This is a genomic window from Paenibacillus sp. 2TAB19 (assembly GCF_052115185.1).
Taxonomy (GTDB): Bacteria; Bacillota; Bacilli; order Paenibacillales; family Paenibacillaceae; genus Pristimantibacillus.
Genome location: NZ_JBFRGE010000117.1, coordinates 1 through 13,314, shown reverse-complemented (window position 1 = coordinate 13,314; position 13,314 = coordinate 1). Strand labels below are relative to the sequence as shown.

Below are 13,314 nucleotides of genomic sequence, written 5' to 3'. Positions count from 1 at the left end.
CTCGTGCATCGATGCCTAAGTTCAGGCCAAATTAATCGCTTTGATTTTGGCTAGCGGAATTTTCGGAATGCGGTTCTCGGTGAGCAGGCCGTTCACTTCCTGCTGCACGTCGGTTACTTGCGTGTAGCAGTACCCGCATATATAATCAAGGCTTTTGATCGCCCCGGTCAAGCCGCCGAACCGTTCCAGAAACTGCTCTTCGGTCGTTACCGAATCCCCGTAGCCCCAGCCTTTGTCCGTCCGGAACGCRATTCCGCCGTACTCGCTTATGATGATCGGCTGTCCCCGGTATTCGTAACCTTCCGCCAATGCATACTTCCATTGGTTGCACGTCGTATCCTTGTTCACGATCGCCTCTTTGTTCGCGTATCGCTTCAAGAATCCATCGCCTGTCTCCACGTAATTATGCAAGGTCAATATATCGGAGACCGTATGCTCCCAGCCGTCGTTCGCGACGACCGGACGGTAAGGATCGATCGATTTGGTCAAATGATAGATGCCTTCCGTAAACTTCTGCTGCCTCTGATCTCGAAGAATGGATGGCACTCCCCACGACTCATTGAACGGGACCCAAGTAATAATGCTGGGATGATTATACTGCTGACGGACGATTTCCAGCCATTCCTTCGTAAACGCTTCTACCGCACGGTCATGATATTCGAACGTAGCTGCCATCTCGGACCAAACCAGCAGTCCTTTCACGTCGCACCAATAGAGAAAACGGGCATCTTCGATTTTCATATGCTTGCGCACGCCGTTGTAGCCCATTTCCAATATGCTGTCGATATCGGCTATGATCGCTTCTTCGCTAGGCGGCGTCAAATGGCTTTCCGGCCAATACCCTTGGTCCAATATAAGCCGTTGATACAATGGCGAATTGTTCAGCAGTACCTTTCCTTTCTCAATRGAAACCTTCCTCATGCCAAAATAAGAAAACACCCTGTCCGCGATTTCGCCGCCCGAATAAAGAATAAATTCGACATCATACAGATTCGGATGTTTAGGCGACCAGTGACATTTCTTCCACGGTCCGTTCGCTTCATGTACGAGATCGACCTCAACGGTCAAGTAGGGACGGTCCGCCGCGAGGCTTACCCGTTTGACGGTCCGGCCCTTCAACGTAATGACAGCCTCCAATCGCAGCTCGGAAGCCGATTCCGTTCCTAGCACCTCATATTCGAAACGAACGACGGAACGGTCGATATCCGGCGTTATTTTGACCGCTTCAAGCCGCTCTTCCTCCACATATTCCAACCATACCGTCTGCCATATTCCCGTCGTCTGCACATAGAAGCATTCGAAGTTATCTTTGGTCCAGCGCTGCTTGCCCCGCGGCTGCGTTGTATCGTTGCCGTCCTCCGCCTTCACGGTAATCCGGTTGTCGGCGCCAAAGACTAGATATGGGGTAATATCGAAGGAAAAAGCCGCATACCCTCCCCGGTGACTGCCCGCCAGCATGCCGTTCACCCACACCTTGGCATCATAGTCTACAGCCTGGAAATGCAGGATGACCGCTTTGCCTTCGGCATCCTTCGGAATCTGGACCGTTCTGTCATACCAAACCTTGGCATGAAACGATTCGATGCCGATCCCGCTCGCTTGCGTTTCATAAGTAAAGGGGACGGTAATGCGGTCGATTGCCTCGAACTTCTCCTGCCATCTCTCCCGCTCTCCGGCATTCGAATCATCAAAGCGGAAGCTCCACTCGCCGTTCAAGTTAACCCACTGATCCCGTACAAATTGAGGTCTCGGATAATCCTTGACGTATGCTCTCGTTGTCATTTCAAGTCTCCTCTTCGATGCTTCGCCTTCATTTCGAGACAGTAAACGGATGCCGGGCGTAGCGGATAACCTCGTTCCCATTCGGCGGCCGGCACGATTCGGCTCTCGCTAATAATACGGTCCGGCTCGAAGACGGAATTGATATCTTCAGGGGAGTCGCCCGTAATTTCATGCACAACCGTTTCTTCGCCGGGTTCGAAGCCGTCTAAGCGCAGCTCGGCTTTAACCTCCTGCAGGCTGCGGTTCACGATAAACACCGTGACCGAGCTTCCGTCTTCGTTGACGCAAGCCGTGACATCCAAATCCGGAAGCGCGTCGAGACTGACGGGAGCCGGCTTAGCCGCGTGGACCCCGAAGGTGCCGCACGCGACATCGGCGGGAACGATATGCCGGATGTCCCGGGTTGCATACAGCTTCAACACTTCATAGGTCGGCGTTCCGTATACCGTAAGAGGATGGCCGCTCCACCCCGGCGATTTGCCGCAGTATTGATCGGCATAATAGTCGCCGACCCGGATGCAACCCCCAAGCCAACCGTTCACGAGGTCGGAGAAGCTTCCGATGTGCACCATGTCGCTGCAGCGCAGCATCTCATTCAGGTTGGCGGCGTTGGCGACGGCAGCTCCCAGCGTATGCTCGTTCGGGATACCTTTTCTAATCGTGTTCGGATAATACATCGTATTGTATTCGGTGATTGCCAGCTTCACATGGCGATGCTTGGCGTTCGCTCCGATCAACTCCGCTGTCCTGCGGATGCTGTCGCGCGTCCATTCTGGGAAGGAGGCTATTGCCTTATAACGGTCCTCCGCCGGCGTGTCGCGGTTCATCCCGAACCGCCCGTAGCCATGATACAGATGCAGGGTCAAATAATCGATATGTTCGCCGGCGATATCGAGCACCGTTTGGTTCCATTCCTGATCCGTATGCCCGCAAGCTAATAAGACGAGGGAAGGATCGATTGCCTTCATGGCCTCGGCATAGGCGATATAGCGCTGCGCGAACTGTTCCGCGGAACAGTAACCGACCTGCCACTCTCCCCATACTTCGTTGCCGACCTCCCAATACCGGACATCGTACGGGTCGGGATATCCGTTCGCCGCGCGCATCGCTCCCATTGGCGTATCGATATCCCCGTTGCAATATTCCACCCATCTCGCGGCTTCCTCCGGCGTGCCGGAGCCGTCGTTCACGCAGATGAGCGGCTCGACGCCAAGCTCTCGGCAGAACCTTATATATTCATCCGTGCCGAAATATTTGCTAGCCCAGCCTCCCCATGCTTCGTTGTACATGACGGGCCGCTTCAGCACGGGACCAACGCCATGCTCCCAATGGTAAGCGCTGATATAGTTGCCCGCCAGCCTCATCATCCCCGCGTTAAGCGATCTGGTCATTTCCACGATCTCGCGCTTCACCTCTCCGACGCTGTCGCCCGGCAGCAATGAGACATGATCGAGCCACAGCATGCCGGTGGACACATGATCCAGCCATCTCGGATGGCTGTCCGGCACGTACAGCCGAATCTCCGCGTCTTGGCAAGCGCGGGTTATGTTCAGCTCGGCTTCGTATTGCCGCCAGTTATGGCTCTCCAGCTCAATGCGTACGACGCCTATCCTTTCCTCAGATCGACGGTTTACCGCTTCGACGAGCAAATAACGAAGCTCGACGGACGCCCGCGCCACCAGCTTGACCGAATAGGTCATCGGCCCTTTCAATGCGGCCTTCTGCGCAATGCCGGCATAAGACTCGTCATCGCTCCCTATGCGAATGCGCTGGGCACGGCCCGAATGCCCCGGCGCCGGCGACTCCAGCGCGTACTTCGTATTGCGTCCGTTCGTATAGGCGAACCAGCTTCCCGACACCGCCGTCCTCGTCTCGGCCTCGCTTTCGAAATCCATATCCTTGAGCGGATAGGCAAGCATCGCATCCATATGATCCCGGATATCCTCTACGAAATGACCGAATAAATAAGGCGAGATCGTATGCTCGCTCCTGCCGATGCAGTTGACTGTTATCGTTGCGTTCGGTTTCAACATTAAACCTCCGTTCGGATTTACCTGTAATCCTTAACCTTTGATCGACCCGATCATTACGCCTTTGACGAAATGCCGCTGCACGAGAGGATACATGATCCACACGGGCAAACTGGAGACGATAATAACCGCATACTTGATGCTCTCGGCCAGCAAAATCTTATCCTCCAGACCGACGTTGCCGTCGATGGCATCGGATTGGCTAATCATCAAAATTTCGCGCAAGATCAGTTGAAGCGGATAAAGCTCCTCGTTGCGAATATAGATAAGAGCGTTAAAAAACGAATTCCAATGGCCAACCGCATAGAACAGCACCATCACCGCCAATATCGGCTTCGACAACGGCAGGATGATGCTTTGCAGCAACCGCCAGTTCGAACACCCGTCTATATGGGCCGCTTCCTGCAGCTCCCATGGAATGCTGGATTGGAAGTACGTTCTCATCACGATTAAGTTGTACGTAGAGATCGCCCCTGGAACGATCAACGACCACATGGTGTTGACCATCCCCAATTCCTTGACGAGCAAATACGTTGGTATAAGTCCTCCCCCGAAGAACAGCGTGAGCGTGATGATCAGCATTAGCATTTTGCGCCCTGGAAGATCCGGCCTTGATAGCGGATATGCCGCCAACACCGTCATGACAATGTTGATTGCCGTGCCGGCCGCAGCGTATATAATCGTATTGCGGTAACCGATCCAAATTCGTTCGTTATGCAAAATATTCGTGTAAGCTTCCAGCGTCAAGCCTTTCGGCAGCAGCCACATCTCCCCGTTCAGCACCCGCGCCGGATCGCTGACCGAAGCGCTCACCACGAATAGAAGAGGATACATCACGATGGCGATAATCACTGCCGCGATCGCGTATACGATCAYGTTAAACAACCGTTCCTCGGCAACGCCCTTTATGAACATATGCATTTCCCCCTCACCATAAGCTCGTCTCCGCCGTTTTGCGCGCAAATCGATTCACGAGCAGCAGCAGCGCCAGATTAATGACCGAGTTAAACAGTCCGATCGCGGCCGTGTAGCCATACTCTCCCTTGAGGATGCCCGTCGTGTACACGAACGTGGAGATGACGTCGCTAGACTCGAGATTCAAATTGTTCTGCATCAGCAGCACTTTCTCGAAGCCGATGTTCATGAAATGGCCGATATCCAAAATAAGCAGGATAACTATAACGGGAACGATGCCGGGCAAGGAAACATGCCAAATGCGTCTCATACGGGATGCGCCGTCCATCTTGGCCGCTTCGTACAAGTGCGGATTAACTCCGCTTAGCGCCGCAATGTAGATAATCGACTGCCACCCCATGTTTTGCCAAATGTTCGATCCGATAAAAATCGTCTTGAACCATCCCGCTTCTTCCATGAAACGGATCGGCTCGCCGCCGAACGCCTCGATCAGGTGATTGATCGGACCGCTTCTCGGATCAAGGAGCAACRTGATCAAGCCGACCATGACGACGACCGAAATAAAGTGCGGAATGTAGGTAATGTTTTGCAGCCATTTGCCGAAAGCTTTACTCGGGATTTCATTAACAATGAGCGCCAGCAAAATAGGGATCGGGAACGCAATCAGCAGCGAGAACAGATTGATGGACACCGTGTTCCAGAGAAGTCTTCGGAAGTAATAGGAATCGAAAAACCGTTCGAAATGCTCAAAGCCCACCCATTCGCTGCCGAGTATTCCTTTCGCCGGATTGAAGTTTTTGAACGCGATTTGCAGTCCGTACAGCGGGCCGTAATGAAAGATCGCATACCAAACAATCGGCAGAAGAAGCATTAAGTATAGATCGTATCGTCTGGCTATCTGCTTGAGCAACCGAGAGCCGCGGCCTGCGCGGCTCTCGGGAGAACCATATTGCGAATTGGCCTGCGCCGTTTTCATGCGCTCCCTCCTTTCTTCAACCAATTGGAATTTTCATCTTACGGTCGCATTATTTATTCATCGCATCGTAGGCGTCTTGGTAAAGCTTCTCCAATTCGTCGATGTTCATTTTCTGGAGCGTAGCCTGGAATTCGTCCCATTTGTCGAAGCTGAGCGATCCTGCAATAAATTTCGTGCTCTGCTCCTCGTAATATTTGTCGATGTCATTGCGTAGCACGTCGACTTTGCGCGCGGTTTCCTCGTCGAACATCGGAGCCGCGTAACGAATCTCGGGCATAAACGGATCCAGCTTGCTCTGCGCCTCCTGAACCTGAAGCGGATTGATATAAGAGGCCACCTTATCGCTGATCAGATGCGGCGCTCCGCCGCCGGCGTAAGGGGTAATTTTCGCCTGATTGCCCGATTTCAAGAACTCCTCCTTGTAATACGGGATGCCGTCCTTCAGCTCGTAATGCTCCCCTTCTCTTCCGAATCGGAGCAGCGTCGAGCCCTCTTCGCCGTAGAAATAATCGACCCAACGCAGCGTCGCTTCGGGATTTTTATTGACCGAAGTAATGGCAAATGCACCAAAATCCCGCGGAACCGGCGCGCCTTGACTTTGCAGACGATCCCCGTGCGGACCTTCCGGCGGCGCTATTCCCGTATACTGGTCCGCGATTTCCAGAAACGGATTGTTTGTCTGATCGAAGAAGAAACCTGCCGTGCCCGACGCTTGCTTGGCGAGATATTGCGCTTCCTTGTGCGAGAATACCTCGGGATCCAGCAGCTTCTCGTTGTACAGCTTGTTCAAATAGATCAACAGCTCTTTATTACGCTCGCTGCCCATCCAAATATCCACTTTGTTATTTTCCAAGTTGATATTGTAACCGAGCTGCAGATCGAGCCCGAATGATCCGCTCATCATCGATACGACCGGCAAGCCCAGACCCGGTCCGCTGCTTGCGCGCGCGGTCATCGGAATTTCATCCTGTTTGCCGTTGCCGTTCGGATCTTTGTCCCGGAAAGCAACAAGGACGTTGTATAGATCCTCGGTCGTCTCCGGTTCTTTTAGATTCAGCTGCTTCAGCCATGCTTGATTGATCCATTTTTTGTCGGTCCGCGCTGCGCCGAGCGTAACGACGGCAGGAAGCGCGTAAATATGGCCTTCCGGTGTCGTTATCGCCGACCGAATCTCCGGATATTGGTCCATCAGCCCTTTGAAATTCGGAGCGTAGTCATCAATCAGGTTTTCCAGCGGAATCAGCTGGCCGGCCGTTCCGTAACGAATCGTCTCGAGCGGCGTAAGGCCTGAGCGGAACAGAGCGTCCGGGAGCTCATTCGACGCGAACAGCAAATTTTTCTTCTCTTGGAAGCCGTCCGTGGGCACCTCGGTGAATTCCACCTGCACATTGCTCGTTTTCTCGTAATCCTGAAACACCGGCATATCCTTGAAAGGTCCGTTCACCGGAGCGATCCGGGAGAACATCTTGAGCTTGATCGGCTGTTGCACGATCGGGTACCCGTCCTTGCTCACGACCGTTTCGGGACTCCCCTCAGGTGCGGACTCCTTATTCGTGCCGGACCCGGATTGGCATCCCGCCGCTACCAGACTGAAAGCGATCATCGTGCTTATCGTTGCTTTTCCCAAATGTTTGCGTTTCATTACATCTTCCTCCTCCAAATCATACTATTCTAATTAATTTAGTAGGTTTTATACCTTGCATTTAGCATAAAGTAACAAACATCAAATAGAAATGACATTTCGTTGTCATTCATTTGGCATTTTGTTGTGTGCGAGCAAATGATTCCGGTAAGCCGTAGGCGACTTTCCGTAGTACGTGCAGAAAGCTCTGGAGAATGTATATAAATCCGTATAGCCAAGAGACATAGAGATGTCCGTAACGGATAACGTCCGATTGCGCAGCATTTCCCCCGCCCGCTCCATCTTCAACTTGATTAAATATTCGCGGGGGCTCATCCCGAAATGATTCTTGAATCTACTGGACAAATGGGAACGGTGCATGCCGGTGAATCGCGCAAGGTCCGCGACGGTGATACCCTCGGCATAGTGCGTTTCCATATATTGCAGGCAGGCATTCAGCCAGTCCTTGTCTTCCGGCACATCGGGGAGCGGACGCGCCAGCAATTCGAACAGACGGTATAACATAATTTGCAACTGCAAATCTCCATCCTTCTGCCAATCTCCCATTTGCTTCATGCTAGCCTTCAGTAGACCGGATAGGTCTGCCGTGAGCTTGTTGCGCAAATACGGCCTTTGCTCCGATAGCCCGAGTCTTCTGACAAGCGATTCTGCCTGCGATCCGTTAAACGCCAGCCAGTGCAATCGGAGCGGACAATCCGGATCGTACTGCTCGACCCAGTAGCTGTGCTTCACGTCCGGAAAGAGGCAAAACAGGCTATCTTTCGTTAACGTCACCGTCTCTCCCATGCCGGACAACGTCACTGCGCCTTCAAGCACGAAATGGAAGGAAAAACATTCAATAACCCTCGGCCCTACACTGTAATTTGCATTCGCCACGTTATGCCCGGTTCGCAGCGGCCAAAGCCCGCCAAGCWTCTCGAATTCGTTTGGTGTGTAATAGTAAATGTCCGCATATTCATGGCCGTAATCTTTCATTTCTTTTTCACCTCACGCGTGATACTTACATTTATCGCTATAAAGGAATAAAAAAAGAGACATAGCAGAAAAAATCTGCTATGTCTCTAGCTRTCTAGTCAACATCAGAACGCGAGTAGGTATATTTCATTGTTTACTATTCTATATTGACGAGACTTTCTACGTCAATATAAGATGTCGGCCACGACGCCGCAATAGCTTGTCTACAGCTCGATTGCCTCACCCGGCGCGAGCACTTTGCCATTAATGCCGCGGGCCTCTAACTGGCTTACGAACTGGTCTGCATCCTGCTTAATGACGGGGAACGAGTTGTAATGGACGGGAATGACCAGCTTCGCCCGGTACCACTCCGCAGCCTTAAGCGCATCCTCGGGACCCATCGTAAAATGATCGCCGATCGGCAATAACACGACATCGATATTTTCGCGGTCGCCTAACAGCTTCATATCGCTGAATAAAGCCGTGTCGCCAGTATGTAGAATCGTCTTTCCTTCGACACGCACAATATAGCCCGCAGCAACGCCGCCATAGATGACCGTCTTGGTCTCTTCATCGACGATACCGGACGTGTGGATGGCCTGTACCATCTTCGCTTTTGCGAATCCGAGGTCTATAGTACCCCCAATGTTCATGCCGATCGTCTCGACGCCTTTCCATGACATGTAAGCGGCCAATTCAACATTGGCGACAACCGGTGCTTGATTAGCCTTCGCGATCGGAGCGGCATCCAGAATGTGATCCCCATGCGCATGCGTCAATAGGACGGCATCCGCTTTAATATCCTCCGGCTTCGTGACGGCTAGCGGATTACCGCTAAGGAATGGGTCGATAATCAACGACTTGTCCCCCGTAATGATCTGCACCGCAGAATGTCCATGATAAATGATCTTCATATTTGGTCAACTCCTTTACTCAAAAATTATACATAGTATAGTTCTATAAAACAATTTTCGGATCGTGTCGCTATAACGAGTTTTTGTCAGCTCTTGCTTTTATGTTAAGCAAACGATTCACTTTTCCATCCTTTATCTCCAAGCCATTCAGTTGGTATCCAAAAGCGCATCCGCCATCAATGCCAATCTTGTCACCGCCAAGCCAGATATCTGGAACACCATGAATATCCTTCGTAATGGTATGGCCGAAAATAACAACCTTCTCTACATTCGTTCTGTTGTTATAAAATGGTTCTTTGATATACAACAAATCTTGAATATTCTGATCTGTTAATTTGCGATATTCGGGGTTTAAACCGGCATGCACATATATGTAGTCTTGGTCCTCGTAATAATACGGAAGTTGTTTCAAAAATGTAAGGTGTGACGAAAACAGACCCATATAGCTCCTTATTTCATGTAAAAGCTCAGGGCTAATCCTAATATTGTTTTTACAATAACTATGCAGGGTTTCAAGTCCGCCGTACTCAAAAAATCTTGCCGTTTCATTCTCGCTTGCATGGTCTTCCATTACCCTAACAAAACGGTGGTCGTGGTTACCTTGTAAAGCTATCGCTCCATGCTCCCTAACCAAAGACATAACGAGCTCTACAACTTCTTTGCTGCGAGGTCCCCTGCTTACATAATCTCCAAGCAAGATGAGTCTGTCTCTTCTAGAGTTGTACTTGACTAACTTAATTAGATCTACAAATTCTTGATAGCAACCATGGATATCGCTTATGACTACTGTTCGATCGAATTCCAATTCCATTATCTCAACTCATCTCTTTCCGTTCATTATCATTGCAGCGATGTTTATACTAACTAAGATATGTGTAATCATGTATACAGAAAGCTGGAGGTGATTACTTTGAAGATCATGATTTCCGCCTCGGAAGCAATGGAGAAAGGGGTTTGGAAGGAGCTGCTTCGCCTGTTCGGCAGAGACGAGGAAGAAGAATTTTGGCCCCAGGAGGAATTTATTTTAACGGAGCAGCAGGCGCTTCGCTTGAATCTGATAAAGAAATAAATGCGAACAGCCTTTTAACTATTTAAACTACGAAGACGTCGGCCCTAAGCCGACGTCTCTTTAAACAAAGCTCGCTTATCCGCTACTCGCCGCGACTCACCCGGAAACCTTGATCAGGGCCAATGCCATTCGCTTCGAAATTGCTCAGATAGAATAGTTCACCGACATCGCCCATCCATCCGCCGCCCTTCACAACCCGAGTAGAGTTGCTATTGCTGTCCGAATCTCCATACCCGTTCCAGCACCATTCCCTCACATTGCCGGACATATCGTAAATTCCTAACTCGTTGGATTTCTTTGCTCCGATCGGTTGTGTCTTATTGTGGTTGTTTTCTACAATTGGCCAGTTCCATTCCCCTGTTAAAATTTTGTCTCCGGCATTTTTCCAATACCATGCTACTTCGTCTGCTTGATCACTCCCGCTATAGATGTAGCTCTTGCTCAACTGACCTCCGCCCGCGGCATATTGCCACTCCGCTTCTGTCGGCAATCGGTAACCATTTGCTCCCTCATTGATCGTTACTGTCCATCTTAAATGATCGGTTTCGCTTTTATTTTTTGGATCTTTATTATTTTTATCTATATGGTAATACGGTGTTAACCCTTCTTTTATACTCCTCTTATTGCAGTACTCCACCGCGTCGTACCAGCTTACCGTTTCAACCGGCAAATCATCGCCTTTGAAGGCCGAAGGATTGCTTCCCATGACGTCCATCCACTCTTTTTGAGTGACCTCGTATTTTCCGATGTAAAAGCTTGATAAGGTTACGTTTTGCCCATAATAGTTGGACTTCTTGTTCACGAAAGCTCCGCCTTGGACGAATACAAAATTGTCAGGCATTGGTTCTGGCTTACGTTCGGGCTCTTGTTGCGAACAAGCGCCGACTACAAGTGTTGTTGCTATGAAAAGGAAAATAATCGTCTTTCTCATGGAAATATCTCCTTTAAACGGACTGACGGATCAAATGAAAGGGAAACGACCTTCGGCCTTTCTGCCGTGAAGGCTGCCTCGGCCGCGCCCCTTCATTCTTCTATAAGAATGGGCTCGTCAGTTGCCCCTCTTCAGACGACCTATTACCACACCGTTACGTTGGAGCTGCCGCTGCTTTGATATCCCTCTGTCGCCAACACCTGATAAGACCAGCTGCTGCCCAGATTCATTCCTTTACTCTTCCATGCGTTAACGTGGTTGCTGAACGTGATCGCAACGTTGCTGCCGGTCGGTCGCTTGGACTGACGGACGCTCCAGAACTGGGTGAATGTTTTGGTACCGTCAATGGARGGAGCATTCACTCGCTGAGTCGTGTAGATATCATAGGTGCCGCCATCGCTGGTCACTGTGCCTTTATGTGTTCCGGTAGGTCTATAAGTACCCCAGCTGTCTACGACGTAGTATTCAATGAGCGAGTTTCTCGTCCAACCATAGAGAGTCAAATACCCGTTGCCGGACGGCGCCCATACACCTGCATTGTAATTAACGGTCCGAGTTGGCGATCCGGTATTCCAGCCTTTGCCGACAACAAAATTGCCGGTATTCGACCAGCTAACGCTGTAGTTGCCGCCAGCTCCATTGGTCGCATTTACGGTCCCGCCGCCGTCGGTCCAATTTTGCCAATAGTCTGTCGCTGCATTTGTAGTTGCTGCAAACAAGCTGAAGCTCATTGTTGCTGCCATTAATACCGTAAATACTTTCTTCTTGAATTTGAACATATTCCGCCTCCTAGAATTTTTATTTACGACCGTATTCCTTAAACCTCTAACTGCCACCTCCTGGCTAAGAACAAATTTATTAAGTTCAGCAACAAGACCAATTTTTGTCATGTGCAACTAAATTGTAGAAGGTAAGCGCATACATAACAACTTATCAAATTATAGAAGTACCCCTACAATTTTAACTAATGTTTCGTAACCATAATAAAAGCCGCCCCATTACAGGGAGGCTTTTAAGTCCAGAAACAAAGTCGAATTAATGACCAGATTTTGATCAGGACGAGTTCGCCCTAGAATGTTCCACCCCTCCTGACTCAACTGCGATTCATCAATCGCTTCGTACATCATTTGCCTCATTCCMTCCGCTGTGCGAACAGCTACTAGAGAATCCGGGGACGTATGACGGATTTGTTCAAGCACCGCTTGCTTATTCCTCACTAGACTAGCAACAAAGATCCGGCTATAAGAACGATAATCGAAATCTGATCCATTACCCAACACGACAGTCACCTTATCCCCCAAGCCCATGTGCTCTAGCAAAGTGCTGGATGCCTCATAGGCCACCGCATCCATTTCCACGCAGATAACCTCCACATCACCGAATAAGTGCAAAATAATTGGACTTAGCGGCAACGGCCCGCTGCCAACAAAAACAATCGGAGACTTCTCTGTCTGACTATCCTGCGGGGTGAACTGACGAAGCGTGGACAGCTCCTGACTAACCAAGGCCATGTATACATTCCAATTAGGCAGCCTCGTCACGATATCCAAGACAGTGCCCTCCAAACTGGAAATGTCGCGAGAATCGCTCAGCTCTACTAAAAACTCGGCTTCCGACAACTTATCCTGCAGTTTTCGTTGGTTCATTCGAACGTATTCGTTGCTTAGAACGGCTTGTACCTCTTCCGGAAAATAAGGGTATCGCAACTGAAGCGAGAGCTGGCTAATCAGATTCGTAACCAATTGATTAGCAGGCGACAGATCGGTTTCCTCTTGTAGAAGTTCATTCGCTTCACGTATAAAGGCAATAAAGCTGTTAATCATTTGCACCCTTGGCTCCGTGGTTATATGTATAAAAGAACCGTTAGAATAAACGTTCATTTTGCCCGCTTCMTCCTTATATCTGCATCCGAATTCCTACAACAAAATATATTCATTGGGTTCAGGATATAGAAGGATCGTAAAAAGCGCCGCCCCAAACTGGGACAGCGCTCTTGGTAAAGTTAGTTGCTTGTATAAATCAAGCTACCATTTTTCCCCGACCGTTTAACCTTATACATGGCTTCATCCGCGTTTTTTATTAGCTTCGTAACGTCCGTCGC

The 13,314-nt window shown here is 50.1% G+C and carries 12 protein-coding genes; 1 reads left to right on the top strand and 11 read right to left on the bottom strand.

What is annotated here, in order from left to right; translation table 11 throughout:
• Positions 1–21: 21 nt before the first annotated feature.
• From AB4Z33_RS28695 to AB4Z33_RS28660, 8 genes are all read right to left on the bottom strand, one after another.
• Positions 22–1,782 (bottom strand): glycoside hydrolase family 2 protein, encoded by a 1,761-nt coding sequence (locus AB4Z33_RS28695; protein WP_442053182.1) that lies wholly within the window; start codon positions 1,780–1,782, stop codon positions 22–24.
• Positions 1,779–3,812: an alpha-L-arabinofuranosidase C-terminal domain-containing protein gene (locus AB4Z33_RS28690; protein ID WP_442053183.1), complete on the bottom strand. Its 2,034-nt coding sequence runs from the start codon at positions 3,810–3,812 to the stop codon at positions 1,779–1,781. Before AB4Z33_RS28690 ends, AB4Z33_RS28695 begins: the two co-directional genes overlap by 4 nt.
• 33 nt (positions 3,813–3,845) lie before the next feature.
• Entirely contained in the window at positions 3,846–4,727 is an 882-nt protein-coding gene (locus AB4Z33_RS28685; RefSeq protein ID WP_442053181.1) for a carbohydrate ABC transporter permease, read from the bottom strand.
• A gap of 13 nt (positions 4,728–4,740) precedes the next feature.
• Positions 4,741–5,703: an ABC transporter permease gene (locus AB4Z33_RS28680; RefSeq protein ID WP_442053180.1), complete on the bottom strand. Its 963-nt coding sequence runs from the start codon at positions 5,701–5,703 to the stop codon at positions 4,741–4,743.
• Between the two features lie 49 nt (positions 5,704–5,752).
• Positions 5,753–7,345, bottom strand: a complete 1,593-nt coding sequence (locus tag AB4Z33_RS28675; protein WP_442053179.1) for an extracellular solute-binding protein — start codon at positions 7,343–7,345, stop codon at positions 5,753–5,755.
• A gap of 105 nt (positions 7,346–7,450) precedes the next feature.
• Positions 7,451–8,320 carry an AraC family transcriptional regulator gene (locus tag AB4Z33_RS28670; RefSeq protein WP_442053178.1) on the bottom strand — a complete coding sequence of 290 codons (870 nt, stop codon included), beginning with the start codon at positions 8,318–8,320 and terminating at the stop codon, positions 7,451–7,453.
• 203 nt (positions 8,321–8,523) lie between these two features.
• Positions 8,524–9,213, bottom strand: a complete 690-nt coding sequence (locus AB4Z33_RS28665) for a metal-dependent hydrolase (protein WP_442053177.1) — start codon at positions 9,211–9,213, stop codon at positions 8,524–8,526.
• 70 nt (positions 9,214–9,283) lie between these two features.
• Entirely contained in the window at positions 9,284–10,024 is a 741-nt protein-coding gene (locus AB4Z33_RS28660; protein WP_442053176.1) for a metallophosphoesterase, read from the bottom strand.
• A 99-nt stretch (positions 10,025–10,123) separates the two neighbouring features.
• Between AB4Z33_RS28660 and AB4Z33_RS28655 the strand changes: the two genes are divergently transcribed.
• Positions 10,124–10,282 carry a hypothetical protein gene (locus AB4Z33_RS28655; RefSeq protein WP_442053184.1) on the top strand — a complete coding sequence of 53 codons (159 nt, stop codon included), beginning with the start codon at positions 10,124–10,126 and terminating at the stop codon, positions 10,280–10,282.
• Positions 10,283–10,364: 82 nt separating this feature from the next.
• Here the strand turns inward: AB4Z33_RS28655 and AB4Z33_RS28650 are convergent, their stop codons facing one another.
• The 3 genes from AB4Z33_RS28650 to AB4Z33_RS28640 form a co-directional block, all read right to left on the bottom strand.
• Positions 10,365–11,213 (bottom strand): formylglycine-generating enzyme family protein, encoded by an 849-nt coding sequence (locus AB4Z33_RS28650; protein WP_442053175.1) that lies wholly within the window; start codon positions 11,211–11,213, stop codon positions 10,365–10,367.
• 143 nt (positions 11,214–11,356) lie between these two features.
• A complete protein-coding gene (locus AB4Z33_RS28645; RefSeq protein WP_337102616.1) occupies positions 11,357–11,992 on the bottom strand; it encodes a glycoside hydrolase family 11 protein in 636 nt (211 codons plus the stop codon).
• 219 nt (positions 11,993–12,211) lie between these two features.
• Positions 12,212–13,036 (bottom strand): nicotianamine synthase family protein, encoded by an 825-nt coding sequence (locus AB4Z33_RS28640; RefSeq protein WP_442053174.1) that lies wholly within the window; start codon positions 13,034–13,036, stop codon positions 12,212–12,214.
• Between the last annotated feature and the right edge of the window lie 278 nt (positions 13,037–13,314).

Coding starts and splice junctions, on each gene's coding strand:
- AB4Z33_RS28675 (WP_442053179.1), bottom strand. CDS start 7,345: ATGAAACGCAAACATTTGGGAAAAGCAACGATAAGCACGATGATCGCT.
- AB4Z33_RS28665 (WP_442053177.1), bottom strand. CDS start 9,213: ATGAAGATCATTTATCATGGACATTCTGCGGTGCAGATCATTACGGGG.
- AB4Z33_RS28660 (WP_442053176.1), bottom strand. CDS start 10,024: ATGGAATTGGAATTCGATCGAACAGTAGTCATAAGCGATATCCATGGT.
- AB4Z33_RS28650 (WP_442053175.1), bottom strand. CDS start 11,213: ATGAGAAAGACGATTATTTTCCTTTTCATAGCAACAACACTTGTAGTC.